This is a genomic window from Peribacillus sp. YIM B13481 (assembly GCF_042787985.1).
Classification (GTDB): Bacteria; Bacillota; Bacilli; order Bacillales; family DSM-1321; genus Peribacillus; species Peribacillus simplex_A.
This window is the reverse complement of record NZ_JBHZPE010000061.1, coordinates 1-23,015: the sequence shown is the minus strand read 5'-3', so window position 1 is coordinate 23,015 and position 23,015 is coordinate 1. Positions and strand designations below refer to the sequence as shown.

Genomic DNA, 23,015 nt, shown 5'->3' with positions numbered 1-23,015 from the left:
TCCAATAAAAAACCTGCATAGAATAAATTCTATACAGGTTTCAAAAATCCTTTTAGATTGTCAACAGCCCCATAAGGAACTTTTTTTTACCATGAAAAGGTAAAAAAATAAAATTCATTCAAAGAAATGTTTAATGATTCGGAAAAACAGGTACATAGACTTTCATAATCCCATATTTAGGTTTTTTCCATAATCATAATTTACCATTTTTCGACTTTATTTTTATTTATATGGCAGAAAATGTATGGTTCTATTAAAATGTACTATATAAGATTAAAGGAGGAGTTTTTCTATGTCACAAATTCGCGTAACACCTTCGGAACTGAAAGATGTAGCTAGGCAATATGATAATGAGAGCCAACAGGTAACGGATATCATTGGTCGTTTAGATAAAATGAGAGATCATTTAACAGGTATTTGGGAAGGTTCTTCGAGTGAGGCTTTCATCGGACAATATGAAGAATTGAAGCCTTCATTCATGGATATGGCACGCTTGTTGAATGAAGTTTCTCAACAATTGAATAAATCAGCTCAAATCCTTGAAGATACAGATAATCAGATTGCCAGTCAAATTCGCGGATAATCATTAGGTCAAAGAGATAAAGAATTTTCTAGGAAAAAGCGCTGCGACTCTTAATGAAGATCGTGGTGCTTTTTTGCTTTTAAAAGAGGTGGTTTCCATATATATTCAACTTACGATCGATTTAAACAGGTATACAGGGGAAGTATTTGACTTGCAAGTCTCGAATTACCGCTCCATCAAGAAGGTTGTGGAAATTGTATGGCAGGTAAAGGATATTGCCACTGCACCTAAAGATGGATATTGGGTGCGGGTCAAGAATAAAGAGTTTGTATGTTCAGGTTATGATACCCTGCTTGATAGCGGAATTACGTCGGGGGACCGCCTTGAGATCCTCTAATGGATTAAGTGTGGGCTCGTTATAGGAATAAAGTCTAAAGCCCTTTTAGCAGGGGTAAAGGAGTACATAGAATGGATGAGAAACCATATCTGGAGAAAAAAACAGAAGCTGCAATGGTGAAGGATGATAATGGGTATCTGTTCGTTTTCCAACGGGCAAAACTATCGATGCAAGACCCACTGGAATTACAGCTTATTCATGAAGCGGATGATGCTCTCCAGAAACATATAGAAGTGACAGAGGACGAGGTGCAGATCAGAGTAAATCCACCAGCCTCTTTTTTTGTTTTTTCCAAAGCTAAAGATAGAAACCTGTTAGGTCGATGGGTATCGTCTTATCAAATCGTGAAGAAAATCAGAAATCATGAATTGACTCGGCTGCAACTAGTCGTCTGTCCAGAAAATATCGTTTTTGATCCAAGCTTGACCCCATATTTCCTACATTATGGTGTAAAAGACAGTTTGCCTCCATATGAGCATAATCATGATGAGCTATTTCAAGAAACGAAGGCAACGATTTCGGCATTCGTGGATGGTCAGTATACTTTCGAAGAGTATCTGCTTTATTATAAAACATTAAAACTATCGAACGAATCAAAAAGTATATTGGCAGCGGGGACTTGGGATGAACTATCCACGGTCGTTCAAAAACGGATAGATGCTTTAGAGAAGGAAGAAAAGGCATTTGTGCATATCCCTGAAAAAAAATGGAGAATCGGCCGCTATACACTTTTGGGTACGATGATCGTTCTAGTGCCACTGATGTTCTTTACGATTTACACACTATTCTTCTCCCAACCTAGGCAGGATGCATATGTAGAAAGCGGTGAAAGCTTCTTAAAACAAAAATACAGTGAAGTCATTGACCGTTTGGAAAACTACGACCCAAAAAATATGCCGTATGTCGTTCAATATGAACTGGCGAAGTCCTATGTCACTTACGAACCGTTGGAGGGAGTCGCTAAGAAAAATGTGGAAAATGCAATCACTTTGCAAACCGATAGCCAGTATCTCCTATATTGGATATATATAGGCAGGGGCATGAATGAGGACGCGATCGATTTGGCGAGAATCATGGAGGATCGCGAATTGATTATGTATGGTTTGGTAAATCAGAAAGAACAGATTAAGTTAGACGATAAACTTTCCGGGGAAGAAAAGGAAACGCAAATTAAAGAAGTCGATACTGAGTTGTCCCAATATAGAAAGGAAAAAGAGGAATTGGATAAGCAAATGGAGGAAAATGGGGAACAGCAAGAACAGAACCAGCCTGCAACAAATTCCAATGCGGAAGATAAAGGTGAAGCGGAAGCAAAGCCTGCTGTAAAAGAAGAAGGTAAGGATTCCTCGAAAAAATCAATTGAAGAAAAAGAGAAAAGCAAAGAGTGAGCATTGGGCCTTTTGCGGAGGTGAGATTTAATGAGTTTATTATGGATTTATTCTAAGGGGACCTACCAGTCCTATACGATCAAGGATAATCATAACGGTCCATTTACGATAGGGCCATCAAAACAGGATACGATCACCGTCTATTCCCTTCCCTTTGAACATGGATCCATTAAGCTGAGAAAGCATGATGGGCTTAATGAATATGAGGTGTTTAGGGAGGGAAAGAAGCTTGGCGATGTAAAACCATTCCAAAGCTTCACCTTTCATGAAGGAGAAGAAACGGTCGAGATTTTTTATACGGCAGGGGAATTGGAAGAAAGCCTCTATTATATTGGCAACCTGAAAGAAATCACTATATCGGCCAAGGAGGGAGCGACCTTCCGTAAAGAAGGACCCGTTCCTGGCAATGGCTTTTCCTTTGTTCTTCATAAAGGGCAGTGGCTTCTCATACCTAAAGAAAAAAGTAGGCTTTTCCTGAATGGTGAAAAGGTAACGAAGGCTGCTCCCATTCAAAATGGTGATCTGATTTGCTGGCCAAATATGGTGCTTAGGTTGATTGAAGGCGACTTATTGATGATTCATAGTGCGGAGAGTTATGAAACAACTTTATCTAAAATGAAGAAGCCAATCTCTGAAATGAAGAAAAGCTATCCACAATATCGCCGGACACCAAGGATGATCTATGAATTGCCAGATGAGAAAGTGACGATATCATTTCCAAGCCAAGAATCGGAAGATAATAATAGAGGGTTATGGTTAATCCTTATGCCGCCGTTAATGATGCTTATTGTCATGGGGGTCATCACGATCGTTCAGCCTCGGGGCATTTTCATCATCATATCGATTGTGATGTTCACAACGACTTTAGTAACCTCGACGGTTCAATACTTTAAAGACAAAAAGAAGCAAAAATTCAGAGATGAGAAACGTCAACGTGTGTATACCAGGTATCTAGACCAGAAGAGGGAAGAACTGCAAGAGCTGTCTGAAAAGCAAAAGAAAGTGCTGTTCTATCATTACCCTTCTTTTGAAAGGATGAAGCATCTAACTGATAGTATTAGCGACCGTATTTGGGAGAGAACATTGGAGAGTGAAGACGCTCTCCACTTTAAGATCGGAACGGCGACCGTACCCTCAAGTTATGAGGTTTCGGCAAATAGTAACGATATGTCCAACCGGGATATAGATGATTTACTTGAGCAGTCGCAGGAACTTGTGGATGTATACAAAAACCTGGATGATCTTCCGTTATCCATCGATTTATCAAGCGGATCGATGGGCCTTGTCGGAAAGGAATCGATTGTTAAACGGGAACTGCAACAATTGATTGGACAGCTGTCCTTTTTTCATAGTTATCATGATGTTCGTTTTGTGGCCATTTTTCCGGAAAAGGATTACCAAGAATGGGAATGGATGAAATGGCTCCCTCATTTTCAACTGCCACATGCCTATGCAAAAGGCTTTATATACAATGAGCAATCACGCGATCAGCTGCTGACTTCGATTTATCAGCTATTGAGGGAAAGAGATATGGATGAGAACAAAGGGAAAGCGAGATTCACTCCCCATTTTGTCTTTATTGTCACGGATCGTAATTTAATTGCAGAGCATGTCATATTGGAATATTTAGAAGGTAAAACAGACGATTTAGGTATCTCGACGATTTTTGCTGCGGATGCAAAAGAGTGTTTGACGGAAAATGTCCATACACTTGTGAAGTATATAAATGATCGCGAAGGTGAGATTCTCATCCGGCAAACGAAGGCTGTTCATACTCCTTTTACACTTGATGCACATACATCAGAAGGAAATGAGCGATATGCACGTACGCTGCGTTCACTAGATCATCAAAAGGGCATGAACAATTCAATACCAGAAACGGTTTCATTTCTGGAATTATTGAAAGCACGTGAAGTGGAAGAGCTTCCTATCAGCCAAAACTGGCGGACCAATCAGTCCTCCAAATCCTTGGCAGTACCGATTGGATTGAAAGGGAAAACGGATAGGGTTGAATTGAACTTGCACGAAAAGGCACATGGCCCCCATGGATTGGTTGCCGGGACGACAGGGTCAGGGAAAAGTGAATTACTGCAAACTTACATCCTATCATTAGCCGTTCATTATCATCCACATGAAGTTGCTTTTTTGCTCATTGATTATAAAGGCGGTGGAATGGCACAGCCATTCAGGCAGATCCCTCATCTGCTGGGAGTCATTACGAATATTGAGGGAAGCAAGAACTTCAGTGCCAGGGCACTAGCCTCCATCAATAGCGAATTGAAGAAGCGCCAGCGCATGTTTGATCGATACGAAGTCAATCATATCAATGATTACACGGATTTATACAAAGAGGGCAAAGCGGATGAACCGTTACCACATTTATTTTTGATATCTGATGAGTTTGCCGAACTTAAAAACGAAGAACCTGATTTCATCCGCGAATTAGTGAGTACGGCAAGAATTGGACGGAGCTTGGGTGTTCATTTAATTCTTGCCACGCAAAAGCCAGGCGGTGTTATTGATAACCAGATTTGGAGCAATGCCCGTTTTAAAATTTCCTTAAAAGTGCAGGATGCCAATGATAGTAAGGAAATTCTTAAAAATAGTGATGCCGCAAATATTACTGTCACCGGTCGGGGATATTTGCAGGTAGGAAATAATGAGGTGTATGAACTGTTTCAGTCAGCTTGGAGCGGTGCACCATATTTAGAGGATACGGTTGGATCTGAGGATGAAGTGGCATTCGTCACAGACCTTGGTCTTGTCCAAATCTCAAATGTATCGGAACAAATCACTAATAAGAGGAAGGAAAAGATAAGTGAAATTGAAGCCGTTGCGGATCATATTGTGAAGACGCAGGAAGAAATGAAGATTAAGAAGTTGGCAAGCCCATGGCTTCAGCCTCTTCAAGACCGTCTATCGAGAAATACTGAAACAGGCCTGATGATGAATCAATTCCATCTTGGAATGAAGGATGAGCCCGAATTGCAGAGCCAGACAAATTATATCTATAACTGGATTGAGGATGGGAATGTTGGGATTTTTGGTTCTTCCGGATACGGCAAGTCAACAACCGTTTTGACCCTTCTCTTTAGTTTTGCAGATCAATTCACTCCTGAAGAACTGCATTATTACATTTTTGATTTCGGGAATAGCGCTTTACTGCCATTGCGCCAGTTGCCTCACACAGGGGATTACTTTCGATTCGATGAGTTAAGGAAAATTGAAAAATTCATGTTGTTCATGAAAGCGGAGATGGAAAGGCGTAAGCAGCTTTTTTCAGAAAGGGAGCTTAGTAACATAAAGCTTTATAACGCATTAGTGGAGGATAAATTGCCGATCATTTTTATCGTGGTCGACAATTTCGATTTAGTGAAGGATGAAATGCAGGACCAGGAAGCACAGCTCATTCAGTTTGCACGTGATGGGCAATCACTTGGAATTTTCATGATTTTAACGGCAACGAGAATCAATGCGATTCGCCAGCCGTTAATGAATAGTCTTAAGACGAAGGTCGTCCATTACCTAATGGACAGTTCGGAACAATATTCTGTTCTGGGGAGGACCCTCTATGAAAATGAACCTGTTCCGGGAAGGGCGCTGGTGAAGAAGGACCAAACCTATCTCACGCAGGTTTATTTACCAGCCGATGGAGCGGATGATATAGCCGTTTTGGAAGAAATGAAACAGGCCGTGGCAGATCATAAGGTTAATTATAAGGAAATGGCCAAACCGCCGGCGATTCCGATGTTACCGGCACGTCTTGATTCCAGCAGCTTCAAGAGTTACTGCTCACAAGCCATTAAGAAGGATTCAATTCCAATCGGGCTTTCAGAGGAGAGCGTTACGCCTGTTTCCGTGGAGTTGAATTCCAATCCATTCTTGCTTGTCGTGGGACAATCACGTAAAGGGAAAACGAATGTCCTTAAAGTGCTCTTGGAATCGTTGCTTACACAGACAATTGGAGAAATTGGTTTGTTTGACGGAGTCGATCGTGGACTATCTTCATATGCTTTCTTTGAGACTGTACGTTATGTGGAAACGAAAGAACAGATATCCGAATGGCTCGATCATATCACCGAAATCTTTGAAGATCGTGAACGACAATATCTAGCGGCATTGGAAATGAAACCGATGAAGCAACTGGAATTCCCATCCATCATATTTGTCATAGATAGCCTTTCAAGGATTCAACAAACGATCGACGGCAGGATTCAGGATAGGATCAGTGGCCTGATGAAACAGTACAGCCATCTAGGATTTAGTCTGATCGTCGCTGGAAATGCTAACGACTTCACCAAGGGATATGATTCGTTGACAACTGAATTGAAACAAGTCAGACAGGCTGTTTTGCTTCTTAAAAAATCAGACCAAAGCTTGTATACGCTCTCCTATTCTAGAAAAGAAGAAGAAATTCAGCCTGGTTACGGATATTTTGTACTAAACGGTCAGGAAAGTAAAATCCAAATTCCTCTAAGTGAATATAGAAGGAGAGTGCAAGAGAGTGTCTGAAAAAATAAAACCGATGCTATTAATCGGTAAAATACTGGTGATCTTAGCGCTGCCCATCCTGTTTTTTTCTTATATTGGCCAAAATCCAATGAAAAAGACAGAAACGGCCTCTCGTGAAATCGCGATTGTCAATGAAGATAATGGCACTGAATTTAACAACAATCCCATATACGTGGGTTCAGAGCTAGTTACTACCTTGGACAAGGATTCTGAATATGAGTGGTTTGTGGTTAACAGAAGTACGGCGGAAAGTGGACTTGAAAATGAAAAGTATGATGCAGTTATATATTTCCCGTCTGATTTTTCAGAGAATATTTATACGTTCGATGATGAGCAGCCTGTTAAGGCGGGAATTAAGTACAAGGTACAAACAAGTTTGAATGCAGAGAATATGGAGAAGGTACAAAAGGAATTAGAAAAGACAAAGAATAAAATGAATAAGCATATTTCAACACAGTATTGGAGTTACGTTTCCCAATCAGTCGAGGACATCCGTAAGAAGTTCGATAATGTCCTTGCTAAAGAAATCGCTTTTCAAAACACAATGTATGAGTTTTATACTCCAAGCTCGGAAAGCCTTGCTGGGGAAATCAAACAACATAGGGACATGCTTGAAGGAGTCTTTGCCCAGACGAAGGATGCTGGGAAAACGGGTAATGAAATAATGGGTGAAATAGGGAACACTAAAGCCCAGATGGCTTCCTTTGTGAAGGATGTAGCCTCTTTTGAGGAATATCAAAAAGCTCAAAGTAACCTTTTTGAGAAAACCTCGGCCCAAAATCAGCAGCTTATCATGGACAGTGTACAATCATATGACAAGGTGTTGAATGAGGGGAACCAATCTGTACCAGAGATTCAGCAAGGGATGAATACGAAATACAGTCTAAATGACCAAGGCATTAATGGGAATGTTGAAGTCATGCAGCAGAAACTTGATTCTAGTAATAATGAATTGGAAGAGTTTTCAACAAGCATGAAAGACAAACAAGTAGAACAAATTACGAAAATCACCCAAGATCAACAAAGCTCGATTGAACAATTCAAACAATCTGAAGAGGCGGGTCTTGAAAACCTTCAGTCTACCTTGCTTATGCAAAGAGGAAATCTTGCAGGCAGCTCTGGTGATGGGGGAATTATTGGTGAAGGAACGACATCTATAGAAGATATTGAAACGGAAACGGGTAAAGGTGAATCGGAGGCTGCTCCTTCAAAGAAGGACCCGATTGATGAACTGTCGCTACAGGGACTGCTGGATCAAATAAATGGCATTAACACGGCACTTGAAAGTTTGGTGCCGGCAGAGGGGAGTGAAGGAACTGCTGAACAAATCAATATTCTTACAGCAGAACTCCAAACTGAAATCAATAATCTTAGCGGAACGGTAAACGGCAGAACGGGAAATTATAATGAAGTGATAACGGAATTTAATACACTGGTAGATTCATATAATGATCTGCTTGCGCAGTTTACGCAATTACAGACTGATTATAATGATCTTGGCACGAATTATAAGGATTTAGGTGATCAGTGGAAAAAGTCACAGGAAGATATTCAAAAATTACAGGATATCCAGAGTATGACAATCGACGAGACCATCACAGAGATCAAGAATCTCGAACAGGCACTCCTTGAAAAAGTGGGGGGAGAAAGGCGGGCAATGTTGGTGAAGGCCTTTGAAAAACCTATCACTAACCGGGATTCAACTACCCTCCTTGCCTATTATGGTTCACTCTCATCTTATGGAGAATTGGCTGAAAGAGTCACGGAAGCAAATGTAGATAAGGTTTTTGCAGCCAATATAAAAGAATTGGAAAACTTGAAAATTGGGGTTTCCGGAAATGTAGATGAAGAAGCAAAACTCGTCAAAGCAAGTTTGGCAGGAGTCAATGAAAACTTTCGGATGTTCTCCGACTCCATTATGGGTTATATGAAGGAATATGATGCAAACGTCGAATCAGGGCAGAAAGCAACTTTAGCTGAATTGGCGGCAATTACCGAACGGGCTCAAGGAGTATCTGCCAATTTATCAGATCATATGGGAGATCCTGAAATAGGGACGGAACCTCCAGTGAACCTTGATGGTGAAATGTTTGTCTCACTTCAAGACAATACGGCAACAACTGTCGGCTTCATTTCCGCCCTTGTCAATTCTGTAGCGGAACGACAAGACACGGTTACGAAGGAAACAGCAGACCTGCAAGCGAAAGTGGGGTCCGTACAGGAAAGGGCCGATCAGCTTAATGATAATTGGTCCCAAAATGTAGACTCAACCGTAAAAGTCAAGACGGACGTATATAGTGTCTTGAACAACACTCTAGTCGATGATCAGCAGAACGGGTATGTGTATGAATATTTGGCGAATCCCGTTCAAATCAGCGGGGAAGTCCTTCATCAGGAAAAGGTCAATATCCCGCCAATTGTCATGTTGGTGATCATACTCATTTCTGGGTTATTGATCGGTTTCTTCCTGCATCATTATGAAACCATGCCAATGATGGTCCATGCCGCCTTGTTTACCTTATTGAATCTGAGCGTAGGTTTAATAATCAGCATATATGGTTTAAAGATTTATCCACTGGGAGATATGCAAGAGATTAAATGGACCGTTTTCACTGTCCTGCTTTTATTCTTCTGTTCAGCGTTTACCCGGCTTGCCTTCTCAATTGGGCCGTTTGTCGGTTCTATCCTTGTGATTGGTTTGATCAGTTTCTTTACCATTCCATTATTGGATTTAATCATGCCTAATTTCAATGTCGGCCACCCGGTTGCAGACGTATACATGTCCATTCAATTTGGTAATCAGTCGGCATTCATTCCGGCTATTATCATTTTGATTGTACTGACGCTTATTGGAACGGTCATTCCATATATAGTGAAGCGTCTTACAGAAAGAAGAGAAATGGCCCATGAAGTGGATTAAATACGTAATGGCAGTCTTATTCTTCATGTTCTTTAGCCATACACCGCATGGCGGGGCAGAAGAGGAACCCATGGTGGAGCCCAATGAATATCAAGAAAATGATATTGATATTCAAACGGAATATTTCCATGAGGAAGGATTGTTGGAACAGAAGCGGAGATTGCCTGAAGAACAAAAGGACCTTACTTTTGAAAGAGGGAAATATGATGTCATGGATTCGGTGAAGGATTCACTGTTTCTTTCTCCGGTAACGAAGAATCAAAATAATACCATCGCTTCAAAATCAGAACAGCTTGGATTATTCTCGGAAGTCAGCATTCGAACGAGAAGTGAAGAAGAAACAGAGCCTTCCCTTAATTTTGACCTGACGATATTGCTCGGCATCGTTTTGGCACTATCTGTTGTTAGTTTGTTTTTTATCCTTATCCCGAAAATGGGGAAACTTAATGGAGAGGTTAAACGAAAATGAAAACAGCCCGAGTCCTGACTAATGTCAGGACTCGGGCTGTTTTTGCTACATATCCGTAATGGTTTTAATAAGCCCTAAAAGAAGGGCGGCTGCGAAGATCAAAATGAAGAATTTTTTATACATGTTCATCAGTACCTCTTATATCTTATGAGTGGATTGCATTCATTTTAGTATAAACAAGAAAGAAATGAAGTTGGTGCATTTTTAATTCCTTAAGATAAATAGATCATGTATCGTAGATTTATTGCCTAATGACCGGAGCATCCTTTCTTTCTGAGTTATTTGACCAGGTCGGGATAAGCGGTTTTTGCTGCGGGTTCAGCAGCTTCCCCGATCCTTGGTCCAGGACGTGATATGATATTTCATCAAGTAAATGGGTGTCATCATTTTTTACGGCATTGATATCTTCCCAGCCTGTACACGATTTAATTTCATCAACAGCATCTTCTGCAAACGTGGCAGTGGGAATGATGGATTTATGGTTCCTCTTGACGATTTCTTCATCGGATACTTTAACCCAGCCTTTTTGGTCATCAAAGATGTTTTTAATGCCAGCAGTGTTAAAGATTTTTTGTTGGAAGGTTTCCCTCCTGGTGTATGGATTTCCGGAGCAGACCTAATTTCAAATTATGTTTGTTCCTTTTCATTTAAAGTTTCCACTTTTTCCTCGACACTTGCAATTTGGATTTGATATCCTTCACTAATTTACCCCCTTCTTCGGTAACGCCCATGACTTTTGCGATCTGCCCGATATCTCCATACACATCATCGTAGTTGGGTGAATGACCTCCGTATCGCTTTTTGCAGCAAAACAAAAAGCCGACCAAGAGGTTTGGCCGGCATCGGGCATCTATGTATCTTTAGTAGAAAAAATTGCGGAAACAGCTTCGGTTTTAAACTGAATTCCCTAATAAGCTGACAAGGCAGCACCTATTATCAATAGTTTGCCATACCTTATTCATTAAGCAGTATTAATATATTTAGAGAAATTCGTTTATGGATTACTGAATATCTAGTAAACTTACAATGTAAGGTTTAATTGGATCTTAATGTAAACAGCGTGTTGGCATTGATATAGAAAAGGTATGAAATGGTGATAGGGAAATCTCAGGAGGTAGAGAATGAGTTATAAGCAGGTCAATCAGAAACTTGAAATGGTTCTGGGTAATATCGAAAAGGTGATTGTCGGAAAACGGGATATAGCAGAACTAAGCATCGTGGCACTTCTTTCCGGTGGACATGTCTTATTGGAAGATGTTCCGGGTGTGGGAAAGACAGTCATGGTAAGGGCGCTGGCAAAATCAATTGGTGCAAGCTTTAAGCGTATACAATTCACGCCTGATTTACTGCCTTCTGATGTAACGGGTGTTTCGATCTTTAATCCTAAGGAACAAGAATTCATTTTTAGGCCAGGACCGATAATGGGCCATATTATTTTAGCCGATGAAATTAACCGGACCTCGCCTAAAACGCAGTCTGCCTTGCTTGAAGCCATGGAAGAGGCAAGTGTGACGATTGATGGTATCACAAGAGGATTGGATAAGCCCTTTTTCGTAATGGCGACACAAAATCCCATTGAGTACGAGGGAACATATCCGCTTCCAGAGGCCCAATTGGATAGATTCCTATTAAAAATGAACATTGGCTATCCAGGTGTGGAAGAAGAGATTGAGGTACTTCATAGGGCTCAATATATGGCACCTCTTGAAGAGCTGGAATCCGTCATCACCATAGATGAATTGATATCATTACAGGCAGAGGTAAAAGCGGTGATAGTGGATGATACAATAAAACGTTATATTGTTGAATTGGCGAATCAAACCCGTACGCATGAAGGGGTTTATTTAGGGGTAAGCCCGCGTGGATCGATAGCGTTGATGAAGGCAGCCCAAGCATACGCTTTGATCCAGGGCAGGGACTATGTTCTACCGGATGATGTTCAATATTTAGTTCCATTCGTATTCTCCCACCGGCTTATTTTGAAACCTGAAGCGAATTATGATGGATTCGATGCCGGGATGGTGATACATGAAATTGTCGCGATGACTCAAGTGCCTGTAAAGCGGGTTGTGACTTAATGGGCAAATTCATCAGCATTTCAAGGGGAAATAGGAGTGTGATCGGACTGCTATCACTCATGGCCGTTACCTTTTGCTTTGCAATGTTTCAAGGTGGTTTTGTCAGTTGGTTTATTTTTTATTCGTTTTTGCCATTTTCTACTTACGCTGCGATTCTGCTGTTTTATCCGCTGCATGCCTTTACCGTTGAGAGAAAGAGCAATAAACGGGAATGCCATGCAGGCGATTCTGTTGAAATAGTCTTGACATTTACCCGTGAAAACCTAATGCCCCTATTATTCATGTTGGTAGAGGAGGAATTGCCTCAGAGGATGGAAGATAGCGGATTCCAAAGGAAAATAATGATCTTTCCGGGGTTCAAGCGTACCTTCAGTATGTCATATACATTGGAAAACTTGCCACGCGGAGAACATTCGTTTCAATCGATCCGCTTCAGGATAGGGGATTTTTTCGGGCTCTTTGAAAAGGAGGCGATATATAGCTCACCTTTGAAAATAACTGTTTTCCCTCCATATCATGAGCTTGCCTACAATGATCTTGATCGAGTGTTCAATCAGGGGGCGGTGGGTTCAACAAAGAAAACACAACGGGAACATTCAGTGGTCTCCGGGGTAAGGAAGTATCAGCCAGGGGATCAGTTGTCATGGATTAACTGGAAGGCGACGGCTAGAACGAGTGAAATCATGACGAAGGAATTCGAAGTGCAGAAAAACCGGGATTTATTCATCATGCTTGATAATAAGCCTTCGGGTTTATTAGAAGAATCCATTGTAATGACGGCTTCCATCGCACATGCCATGTTAAAAAAAGGCATGGAGATCGGGTATGCAAGTATGGGATCGAGGGTAATCATACCGACAGGAGCAGGCAATAACCATAGACGAAAGATTTTTTACCGACTTGCTAAAGAAGAACCAAGTGAGGTAAACGCATTGAACGAAAAGATATGGAAGGGGATCCTTCCGGCAAACGCTGCTGTGATATTCATTGTTTCAGACTTAACCTTAGAAAAGGTGGACATGTTGAGTGCTTCCCTTGCTAATAATGGATTGATGTTATGTGTGAAGAAACCGGCAGATCTTACTGATGAGGAAAAAATGTCAAGATCTACAGCAGTCTCGAGGGGGATAAAGGTTAGCTTTTTTGAACATGGCCAACTAAAGTGTGATTTATCAGAGGTGATGGCGGAATGAAAGTCACTACCGAAAAGTTGGAAAGGTTCATGCATGTCCTCCTATATATCTTTGGTCTGTTGTTGATCACTGAGTGGTTAAGGCCTGTCGATAAACTCACCGATACAGGGAATATCATCATTTTTGTACTATTTTTGATTTTTTCCTTACTGCTGCACTATTTCCGCGTGCATTGGTCAATCCGGTTTATTCTCATTAGTGCTTATATAATGATTTCTTTACAGTTCCTTCATTCGAAAACCGCTTTATTTCAATTATCATGGTTGAAAGGATTTCTAGTGGGTTTTTCGGGAAACCTAGGGTATATATACGATGGGAATTGGGAATTGATAACAAATCCATTTCGGACGTTTCTGTTTTTTACCCTTCTTTGGCTTGTATCGTATTTGATCCATTACTGGGTGATGGTGAGGCAAAGCATCTTTTTCTTTTTTATGTTAACGGTGATTTTCATTTCTGTACTAGATACATTCACTCCCTATGTGGGGGATAAGGCAATGATAAGAATCATCAGCATCGGGTTCTTGATGCTCGGTCTGCTGTCCCTGCTGCGTCTAACGATACAGGAGATGATTAGGTTTCCGATGGTTTCCATAAATAAATGGATCTTGATGCTGACCGGAATGATATCGGTAAGTGTCCTTGTTGGTTTCGGTGCCCCAAAACTCTCTCCGCAGTGGCCGGACCCAGTGCCTTATATTACTTCTTATTCTGATAAAGCCCTGAAAGAAGACGGTAGTTCGAAGGGGAAAAGTGTCGGATATGATGAAGACGATTCGGATCTTGGCGGTTCGATAGAGCCAGATAGTTCCACCGTTTTTTATAATAATGCACCTGCAGGACATTATTGGAAAGTGGAGAACAAGGATGTTTATACCGGGAAAGGATGGGTTTCCATACAGGAAAAGGACTTTCACTCTTTTTCCAACGGTCAGGATATGGCATCATTAAATATTTATGACGTTTCTAAAGTGGTTAGAACAGAAGAAATGACAGCAAAACTGTCCATGACGGAATCATATTCCCATATAATTCATCCGCAGTCCGGGTATTTAAAAAAGATTGAGGCCAAAAGCGGAATCGATTTCAAATATTATCAGGGTATGGACAAGGTCATTTCTGAACGGGAAAATGGCGAAAGACTGGTCATGAAAGAGTATGAGCTGGTCTATGATATGCCGAGTTTTGATATAGCTGAGTTAAGGAAAACCACAGAACCTGACGAATCGATGGATTTGTTAATGGAAAAAAACACACAGCTTCCAGATGGATTGCCAAACCGGATCTACGAATTGGGATCCCGACTTACAAAAAATGAATCGAATTGGTACGATAAAGCAAAAGCAATAGAGGATTATTTTGACGGACCTGAATTCATTTATTCAAAGGACGATATTCCGTATCCGGAGACAAATCAAGATTATGTAGATCAATTTTTATTCGAGACGCAGATAGGTTATTGTGATAATTATTCAAGTGCAATGGTCGTTTTACTTCGTGCCGCCAATATACCTGCCAGGTGGGTAAAGGGCTATACGGAAGGGGAAAAATCAATCCATGATGGTGAATCCGTTTATAAGGTGACCAATAATAATGCACATTCCTGGGCCGAGGTTTATTTTTCAGGGATAGGCTGGGTCCCCTTCGAGCCGACAAAGGGTTTCGATGGGGAAGTTGAGTTTTACGATTCGAAATTGAAACAGGAAGAGATCAAGAACTCTGGCCCAACTAAGGAAGGACAAACAAAGAAAGAGACCAGGGAACGCCAGAATACACCCGATAGGGAAACTCAATCATCAGGCAAAATGGGTATTGGGGGCATGGAAGGGCTCTTAAAATGGACTGCCATCACACTGTTAAGTGTAATGATTCTTGCTTCAATAGGTTATTTTTCCAGAAGGAAGTGGATTCCATATCTGCAGATTCTTCATTATAGAAACAAATCAGGTGCTCGTTTTACGAAAGCATATTTAATATTACTGAAACAATTAAAGCGAGCAGGTTTAGTTCGTCCGGAGGGGCAAACTTTAAGGGAGTATGCCGCCTATGTGGATGTAGTGTACGATACAGATGAGATGAGTGAATTGACGGCTGCATACGAGTTAATGATATATCGTGGAGACGTGGAAGATCGCGAATGGAAACACTTTCAAAAGGGTTGGGAAAGCTTAATGAGAAAAACTAGCTCTTGACCAGGTTTTTATTATATTGATACAATAACAAAAACTAACTTAAACTAATATATCCTTCATATATCCTCGATAATATGGATCGAAAGTTTCTACCGAATCACCGTAAATGATTTGACTATGAAGGCGGATTTTAACAGGAAAGCTGAAAATCTGCCTTCGTCTATACTTTTTGTGTATTTTTGAGGGTGGATTTTTAGTTTTTCTTTTTTTATGATAATATTTTTTATAAGAAAGTATCACTCGATTTTATGAGTGAATTACATTAATAGAGGTGACGTTTGTGCCGGGGAAAACAGAATTGCAAAAGAACCAGGAAATGATCGTAGTACTTGATTTCGGAAGCCAATATAACCAATTGATCACTCGTCGTATCCGTGAATTTGGTGTGTACAGTGAGCTTCATCCTCATACAATTACTGTAGAGGAAATCGAGAAAATGAACCCAACGGGAATAATATTCTCAGGGGGCCCGAATAGTGTTTATGATGCAACTGCATTTGGTTGTGATGAACGCATATTCGAAATGGGCCTACCGATTTTCGGTATTTGTTATGGCATGCAGCTTATGACTAAACATTTTGGCGGAAAAGTGGAACCAGCGAAAAACCGTGAATACGGAAAAGCGGCACTTGCTATCCAAAATGAGTCCAAGTTATTCAGTGATCTGCCGAAAGAACAAATCGTCTGGATGAGCCATGGTGATTTAGTGGTGGAAACGCCTGAAGGTTTCAAGATTGATGGAACGAACCCATCTTGCCCAATTTCGGCCATGAGTGACGAGTCACGTAAATTGTATGCCGTACAATTCCATCCGGAAGTCCGTCATTCAGTTTATGGAAATGACATTTTGAAAAATTTCGTATTCGGCGTTTGTGGTTGCAAAGGTGACTGGTCAATGGAGAACTTCATTGAAGTCGAGATGGAGAAAATCCGTCAAACTGTCGGAAATAAAAAAGTGTTATGCGCATTGAGTGGCGGAGTGGATTCATCCGTTGTTGCTGTTTTGATTCATAAAGCGATTGGCGATCAGTTAACATGTATTTTCGTTGATCATGGATTACTACGTAAAGGAGAAGCCGAAGGTGTAATGGAAACATTCAGTGAGGGCTTCAATATGAACGTAATCAAGGTCGATGCATCAGAACGTTTCCTATCGAAACTTGCTGGCGTTTCAGATCCGGAACAAAAACGGAAAATCATCGGCAACGAATTCATCTACGTATTCGATGACGAAGCAACGAAGCTCGAAGGCATTGATTTCCTTGCTCAGGGAACACTTTACACAGACATTATTGAAAGTGGTACGGCTACTGCACAAACAATTAAATCGCATCACAACGTTGGCGGTTTGCCGGAAGATATGCAATTTAAATTGATCGAGCCATTGAACACTTTATTCAAGGATGAAGTGCGTGCACTTGGAAGTGAAATGGGCATTCCAGATGAAATCGTTTGGCGTCAACCATTCCCAGGTCCTGGTTTAGGCATTCGTGTATTAGGCGAAATTTCAGATGAAAAACTTGAAATCGTTCGTGAGTCTGACCATATCTTACGTGAAGAAATTAAAAAGAATGGTTTGGAACGTGAAATTTGGCAGTACTTTACAGTGCTTCCTAACATCCGTAGTGTAGGGGTAATGGGCGACGCCCGTACGTACGATTACACAATCGGGATCCGAGCGGTTACATCCATTGACGGAATGACTTCCGATTGGGCGAGAATCCCATGGGATGTACTTGAAATCATCTCGACGAGAATCGTTAATGAAGTAAACCATGTAAATCGCGTCGTGTATGACATTACGTCTAAGCCACCTGCAACTATCGAGTGGGAATAGAAGATTGATCATCCAATCAGTGAAGGAATTTTCCTTCACTGATTTTTTTTTGGTTAAAATAATATTTGAATATGTAGATTAATTACATTTCCCGTATGTTGGCGAATATATAGCCATAATAAGTAAGGGATATATAGCGAAAAGCGAACATTGCCTAAAATTACATAAAAGATATTCGTTTGGTATATTGACGATTATTTTAGTGATTGGTACACTATACCTATAATAATAAAAAAACATAATTGTCGTATAATATTGGGGATATGGCCCAAAAGTTTCTACCAAGCTGCCGTGAACGGCTTGACTACGATGTGTATGGATTGGCGAGTTATGGATAAACCGCCACTTCTTTACATGACCGCAGTCAAGCCCCGTTCAAAAGTGAATGGGGCATTTTCTGTTGGCTTATGATTTTATGATAGGGGAGACTCATAATGAAAAACTATTTTCGGTTTAATGAGCTGGGAACTAATTATCGCCGTGAAATACTTGGCGGACTAACTACGTTCCTTTCAATGGCATATATCCTGGTTGTTAACCCTGTGATGCTGACTTTACAAAGCATTGAGGACTATCCGGATGAATTGAGAATGGACTACGGAGCGGTTTTTGCCGCTACCGCCTTAGCTGCCGCAATTGGCTCGATATTGATGGGAATTATAGCCAGGTATCCAATCTCGCTTGCCCCGGGCATGGGATTGAATGCTTTCTTCGCTTTTACCGTTGTACTTGGTTTTGGGATTCCTTGGCAGACAGCTTTAACGGGGGTATTGATTTCAGGTATAATCTTCGTTTTGCTTTCCCTATCGGGAATACGTGAGAAAATCATTAATGCAATTCCGGTCGAATTGAAATACGCTGTCGGAGCCGGTATCGGTTTATTCATTACCTTTGTAGGGTTTCAGAATGCTGGAATCATCACGAATGATGACAGTGTACTTGTCGGACTGGGCGACTTGACATCAGGAAATACTTTATTGGCTGTGTTCGGAATTGTCGTAACCGTCATTTTGATGACGAAAGGCGTCAAAAGCGGCGTGTTCATAGGAATGGTCATTACGGCCATTGCAGGAATGATCTTTGGACAAGTTCCGGTGCCGGAGAAAATAATCGGTGCCGTTCCTAGCATAGCGCCAACATTCGGGGTTGCGTTCGATGCCCTCGGAAATCCCGGTGATCTCTTCACTGGTCAAATGTTAATCGTGATATTGACTTTCTTGTTCGTAGCTTTCTTTGATACAGCCGGTACGTTAGTGGCTGTTGCGCAACAAGCTGGACTGATGAAGGATAATGTACTTCCTAGAGTGGGAAAAGGATTACTAGCTGATTCATTATCCATCGTTTCAGGTGCAATTCTTGGTACATCCACCACTACATCATATGTAGAGTCTACATCAGGTGTTGCTGCTGGTGCTCGAAGTGGATTTGCTGCTGTAGTAACAGGTTTACTGTTTGTCCTATCCCTTTTCTTCTTCCCGCTTCTTTCAGTGGTGACATCTGCGGTGACTGCGCCGGCATTGGTTATAGTCGGAGTATTAATGGCATCTTCACTTAAAAACATTGACTGGCAGAAGTTTGAAATTGCGGTTCCAGCCTTCTTTACCGTTATCATGATGCCTATGACATATTCAATTGCGACAGGGATAGCTTGTGGATTCATCTTCTATCCGATCACTATGTCGATGAAAGGAAGGGCTAAAGAAGTTCACCCAATCATGTGGGGACTTGGAGTCGTCTTCCTTCTATATTTCATTTTCTTGAAGTAATAATGCGAGTAAGTTAGAAGAGCCCTGATTTTGGGGCTCTTCTTTCATGTTGTAAGAGAAAGGTCTTATCGTGTATAGTAAAAGGACTAAGTACTAAGTACTTTATCCTGTATGGGGCATTGGGATGACTTTGGGAAAAAATGAGGGAGAAAAATGAATGGTTTTATCGTTGAAAAGGTTTTGAACAATAATGTGGTGATTGCCACGCATCCGTCGTATGGTGAAGTAGTTTCTATTGGAAAGGGCTTAGGCTTTAACCGAAAGAAAGGCGAAGAATTAAGTCCGGAACTTGCGGAAAAAACATTCGTTCTAAAAAATGTTAAGGAACAGGAAAGTTATAAAAAACTTTTACCGCAGATCGATCAAAGTCTTCAAGCTGCCATCATAGAATCCATTCATCTCATTAACGATCGAGTAACTGGAAAACTCAATGAACATATACATGTCGGTTTAACTGATCATTTACTGTTCGCCCTTCAGCGTGTTTCACAAGGAATGACTATCAAAAATCCATTCTTGAAAGAAACGATAACCCTTTATCCGTTTGAACATGATATTGCTGTTGATGTAATCGACTTAATTCAGGATAAGACAGGCATAGGCCTTCCCCAAGGGGAAATCGGTTTTATTACGCTTCATATTCATAGTGCAATAGCAAATAAAGACTTATCGGAAGTCAATCAACACTCACAATTAATCTACCATCTTATCCAAGTCGTTGAGGAACAGCTCAACGTACAAATTAATAAGGAAAGCATTGACTATACACGTTTGGTCCGTCATTTAAGATTCATGATAGACAGGGTGTTGGCTGGGGAAAAAGTAGATGAACCTGAAAAAATTGCATTGCTATTGAAAGAAGAATATCCCTTGTGTTACAATATCTCATGGAAGCTAATAAAAATTATGCAACAGAAATTAGGCGAACCGGTTTGTGATGCGGAAGCTGTCTATCTAACGATGCATATCCAACGATTACAAAAGAAAATAAAATAAAAATACATTAACTTACGTGTTACTGATTCGATCAGGCATAAGTGAGGAGAATGATTGTTATGAAAGAGGGTATTATATACCTGAATTTTCATTTCAATCCTATCTTTGCTTATGCCTTTTTTGTATTAGAACTCTGTTGCGTGGGAAGATGAATTCCATCATTAAATGTAACCGTTTTATTAGCATGGAAAAACAGTAAAGAGGAGGAAAACCTATGTTTAAGAAGTTGTTTGGTGTTTTGCAAAAAATCGGAAAAGCCTTGATGCTTCCAGTAGCCATTTTACCAGCGGCCGGAATATTGCTTGCGTTTGGTAATGCATTGCAAAACGAGACTTTATTGGATATCGCCCCGTTTCTTGCGAGTGGCGGAGTTGAAATGATCGCATCGGTCATGGAGAATGCCGGAAATATTATTTTTGGGAATCTTCCCTTGTTGTTTGCTGTGGGGGTCGCGATTGGGCTAGCTGGTGGAGAGGGTGTTGCCGGGCTGGCGGCGATTATCGGGTTCTTGATTATGAATGTGACGATGGGAACTGTCCTTGGAATTGACGCTGCCGACATTGAGAATAATGGTGCGGTGTACAGCAATGTTCTGGGTATCCCGACGTTGGGAACTGGCGTGTTCGGCGGTATTATTGTCGGTGTCATGGCTGCTGTTATGTATAATAAATTTTATGAAATTGAACTGCCTTCATATTTAGGATTTTTTGCAGGTAAACGTTTTGTACCCATTGTAACAGCTGCAAGCGCAGTTATTCTTGGGTTGTTGATGATTTTGATTTGGCCAACGATTCAATCGGGATTAAATGCATTTTCCGAAAATATGTTAGGTGCTAACCTGACACTGGGAGCTTTCGTGTTCGGGGTTGTGGAACGTGCGTTAATTCCGTTTGGGTTGCATCATATCTTCTATTCGCCATTCTGGTTTGAATTTGGCAGCTATATCCCTCAAGGCGGGGGAACGCCAGTCAGAGGTGACCAGGCCATCTTCATGGCGCAAATTAAAGATGGCGTACAGAATTTAACGGCAGGTACTTTCATGACTGGTAAGTATCCATTCATGATGTTCGGGTTGCCGGCTGCAGCTTTGGCCATTTATCATGAAGCAAGACCGGAACGAAAGAAAATAGTCGGAGGCTTGATGGCTTCGGCGGCACTTACATCTTTCTTGACTGGGATTACTGAGCCACTTGAATTTGCTTTCTTATTTGTTGCACCTGTACTTTTCGGAATCCACTGTCTGTTTGCAGGTCTATCTTTCATGACCATGCATTTACTGAATGTGAAAATCGGGATGACGTTCTCGGGTGGTTTGATCGATTACGTACTGTTTGGTTTAATTAATCCTCAAACCAATGCTTGGATTGTTATCCCGGTTGGCTTAGTCTTTGCACTTATCTATTACTTTGGATTCAGATTTGCAATAAGGAAGTTTAACCTTAAAACTCCTGGTCGTGAAGTGGAAGAGGACGATGAAACTGGGGGATCTGCAAGTACAGCCGGAAGTCTACCTGGGGATATCTTGGATGCTATGGGTGGGAAAGAAAATATTTCTCACTTAGATGCTTGCATTACCCGTCTTCGTGTATCGGTGAATGACATCGGTAACGTTGATAAAAATAGGTTGAAGAAACTTGGAGCCGCTGGAGTGCTGGAAGTTGGCAATAACATCCAAGCGATCTTCGGACCTCGTTCAGAAACGATCAAAGGGCAAATGAAGGATATTATCGATGGAAAAAGGCCTCGTAAAGTAGAAGCGTCTCCTGAAGAGGGCGTGGAAAAACAAATCGAGGATATCGTCCCGAAACCTTTACGGACGGAAGAAGTTTCCGAGCGCTTTATTTCACCTATTAAAGGCGAATTAAAACCGATTACGGAAGTGCCTGATGCAGTCTTTGCTGAAAAAATGATGGGTGATGGGTTTGCCATTTTGCCGGAGGAAGGATTGGTTGTTTCTCCTGTTGATGGTACGATCGTTAACCTATTCCCGACTATGCACGCAATAGGTATCGTTTCCGATGCTGGACGTGAAATCTTAATACATGTCGGGATCGATACAGTTAAGTTGGAAGGCAAAGGCTTCGAAGCACTTGTCGCTCAAGGAGACAAAGTGACAAGCGGACAGCCGTTGCTTAAAGTTGATTTAGAATATGTCAAAAACAATGCAGTTTCTATAATTACGCCAATCGTCTTTACCAACCTTTCGGAGGGTGAAAGTGTGAAGATTGAAAAGGCGGGGAATGTAGACAGGGAAGAAGCGGATGTAATTTCTATCGGCAAATAAACATTCAAGAACAGGAGGGTGGCTATAATTAGCTGCCCTTCTGTTTTTGTTTATTCATTAGCAGGGCTGGGCATTTGGGATATTAAAATCTTTATGCTTCAAAATAAAATGAAACAGTGTTTATATAGAAGGAGGTGGTAGTTCTTGAAAAAACAAAGAATTTTTAAAGATTTAATTGACTTGTCTACATGCAGGTGCTAATATATTAAATACACCGCTTGAGACAGTGAAGGCAAGCAAGAGAAAATAAAACTTGTTGTTGACATGGAGTTCGAAAGGTGTTACACTAATTAAGTCGCTGAATAAGCGATGGAAAATATTGCTCTTTGAAAACTGAACAAAACAAAGCGCCAACGTTAAATTTTAAGTGAGCACACACTATTAAAAAAGCAAAATGAGCAAGTCAAACATTTCTTCGGAGAGTTTGATCCTGGCTCAGGACGAACGCTGGCGGCGTGCC

13 protein-coding genes, 1 pseudogene and 2 riboswitches are annotated in these 23,015 nt (G+C 41.0%); of the genes and pseudogenes, 13 read left to right on the top strand and 1 reads right to left on the bottom strand.

All coding sequences use genetic code 11. The features are described 5' to 3' along the window. Positions 1-292 precede the first annotated feature (292 nt). The 6 genes from ACFX4X_RS22505 to essA all read left to right on the top strand — a co-directional run bounded on the left by ACFX4X_RS22505 (position 293) and on the right by essA (position 10,209). Positions 293-583 (top strand): WXG100 family type VII secretion target, encoded by a 291-nt coding sequence (locus ACFX4X_RS22505; protein ID WP_089364189.1) that lies wholly within the window; start codon positions 293-295, stop codon positions 581-583. A 97-nt stretch (positions 584-680) separates the two neighbouring features. Further along, positions 681-920, top strand: coding sequence for an ESX secretion system protein YukD (gene yukD / locus ACFX4X_RS22500; RefSeq protein ID WP_061465940.1), 240 nt, complete (start codon positions 681-683; stop codon positions 918-920). A gap of 71 nt (positions 921-991) precedes the next feature. Further along, a complete protein-coding gene (essB, locus tag ACFX4X_RS22495; protein ID WP_377386637.1) occupies positions 992-2,308 on the top strand; it encodes a type VII secretion protein EssB in 1,317 nt (438 codons plus the stop codon). Positions 2,309-2,338: 30 nt separating this feature from the next. Beyond that, positions 2,339-6,820, top strand: coding sequence for a type VII secretion protein EssC (gene essC / locus ACFX4X_RS22490; protein WP_377386634.1), 4,482 nt, complete (start codon positions 2,339-2,341; stop codon positions 6,818-6,820). Further along, a complete protein-coding gene (gene esaA / locus ACFX4X_RS22485) occupies positions 6,813-9,740 on the top strand; it encodes a type VII secretion protein EsaA (RefSeq protein ID WP_377386631.1) in 2,928 nt (975 codons plus the stop codon). The genes essC and esaA overlap by 8 nt, the downstream gene beginning before the upstream one ends. After that, entirely contained in the window at positions 9,727-10,209 is a 483-nt protein-coding gene (essA, locus tag ACFX4X_RS22480; RefSeq protein ID WP_377386628.1) for a type VII secretion protein EssA, read from the top strand. Before esaA ends, essA begins: the two co-directional genes overlap by 14 nt. Positions 10,210-10,450: 241 nt before the next feature. Here the strand turns inward: essA and ACFX4X_RS22475 are convergent. Further along, positions 10,451-10,795 (bottom strand): annotated as a pseudogene (locus ACFX4X_RS22475) (ABC transporter substrate-binding protein); the annotation flags it as partial. A 535-nt stretch (positions 10,796-11,330) separates the two neighbouring features. On the opposite strand from ACFX4X_RS22475, the gene ACFX4X_RS22470 reads away from it, so the two are divergent. The 7 genes from ACFX4X_RS22470 to ptsG all read left to right on the top strand — a co-directional run bounded on the left by ACFX4X_RS22470 (position 11,331) and on the right by ptsG (position 22,555). Next, positions 11,331-12,287, top strand: a complete 957-nt coding sequence (locus tag ACFX4X_RS22470) for an AAA family ATPase (RefSeq protein ID WP_377386625.1) — start codon at positions 11,331-11,333, stop codon at positions 12,285-12,287. Further along, the gene (locus ACFX4X_RS22465) at positions 12,287-13,480 is read left to right on the top strand and encodes a DUF58 domain-containing protein (RefSeq protein ID WP_377386622.1); all 1,194 of its coding nucleotides are present in this window, start codon (positions 12,287-12,289) and stop codon (positions 13,478-13,480) included. The genes ACFX4X_RS22470 and ACFX4X_RS22465 overlap by 1 nt, the downstream gene beginning before the upstream one ends. Beyond that, the gene (locus ACFX4X_RS22460) at positions 13,477-15,672 is read left to right on the top strand and encodes a DUF4129 domain-containing transglutaminase family protein (RefSeq protein ID WP_377386619.1); all 2,196 of its coding nucleotides are present in this window, start codon (positions 13,477-13,479) and stop codon (positions 15,670-15,672) included. The genes ACFX4X_RS22465 and ACFX4X_RS22460 overlap by 4 nt, the downstream gene beginning before the upstream one ends. A gap of 36 nt (positions 15,673-15,708) precedes the next feature. Then, positions 15,709-15,810: riboswitch (purine riboswitch) on the top strand. A 142-nt stretch (positions 15,811-15,952) separates the two neighbouring features. Then, entirely contained in the window at positions 15,953-17,509 is a 1,557-nt protein-coding gene (guaA, locus tag ACFX4X_RS22455; protein WP_061461258.1) for a glutamine-hydrolyzing GMP synthase, read from the top strand. Between the two features lie 225 nt (positions 17,510-17,734). Continuing rightward, positions 17,735-17,836: riboswitch (purine riboswitch) on the top strand. Positions 17,837-17,943: 107 nt separating this feature from the next. Then, on the top strand, positions 17,944-19,275 hold the full coding sequence (locus ACFX4X_RS22450; RefSeq protein WP_284468952.1) for an NCS2 family permease: 1,332 nt from the start codon (positions 17,944-17,946) through the stop codon (positions 19,273-19,275). Positions 19,276-19,428: 153 nt separating this feature from the next. Next, on the top strand, positions 19,429-20,271 hold the full coding sequence (gene glcT / locus ACFX4X_RS22445) for a glucose PTS transporter transcription antiterminator GlcT (RefSeq protein ID WP_089364199.1): 843 nt from the start codon (positions 19,429-19,431) through the stop codon (positions 20,269-20,271). Positions 20,272-20,485: 214 nt separating this feature from the next. Next, positions 20,486-22,555, top strand: coding sequence for a glucose-specific PTS transporter subunit IIBC (gene ptsG, locus ACFX4X_RS22440; protein ID WP_377386614.1), 2,070 nt, complete (start codon positions 20,486-20,488; stop codon positions 22,553-22,555). Positions 22,556-23,015 lie beyond the last annotated feature (460 nt).

Excerpts from the sequence above, each read along its gene's own strand:
- ACFX4X_RS22450 (WP_284468952.1), top strand. The coding sequence starts at position 17,944 with ATGAAAAACTATTTTCGGTTTAATGAGCTGGGAACTAATTATCGCCGT.
- ACFX4X_RS22505 (WP_089364189.1), top strand. The coding sequence starts at position 293 with ATGTCACAAATTCGCGTAACACCTTCGGAACTGAAAGATGTAGCTAGG.
- ptsG (WP_377386614.1), top strand. The coding sequence starts at position 20,486 with ATGTTTAAGAAGTTGTTTGGTGTTTTGCAAAAAATCGGAAAAGCCTTG.
- essB (WP_377386637.1), top strand. The coding sequence starts at position 992 with ATGGATGAGAAACCATATCTGGAGAAAAAAACAGAAGCTGCAATGGTG.
- ACFX4X_RS22460 (WP_377386619.1), top strand. The coding sequence starts at position 13,477 with ATGAAAGTCACTACCGAAAAGTTGGAAAGGTTCATGCATGTCCTCCTA.
- essA (WP_377386628.1), top strand. The coding sequence starts at position 9,727 with ATGAAGTGGATTAAATACGTAATGGCAGTCTTATTCTTCATGTTCTTT.
- essC (WP_377386634.1), top strand. The coding sequence starts at position 2,339 with ATGAGTTTATTATGGATTTATTCTAAGGGGACCTACCAGTCCTATACG.
- glcT (WP_089364199.1), top strand. The coding sequence starts at position 19,429 with ATGAATGGTTTTATCGTTGAAAAGGTTTTGAACAATAATGTGGTGATT.
- ACFX4X_RS22470 (WP_377386625.1), top strand. The coding sequence starts at position 11,331 with ATGAGTTATAAGCAGGTCAATCAGAAACTTGAAATGGTTCTGGGTAAT.
- ACFX4X_RS22465 (WP_377386622.1), top strand. The coding sequence starts at position 12,287 with ATGGGCAAATTCATCAGCATTTCAAGGGGAAATAGGAGTGTGATCGGA.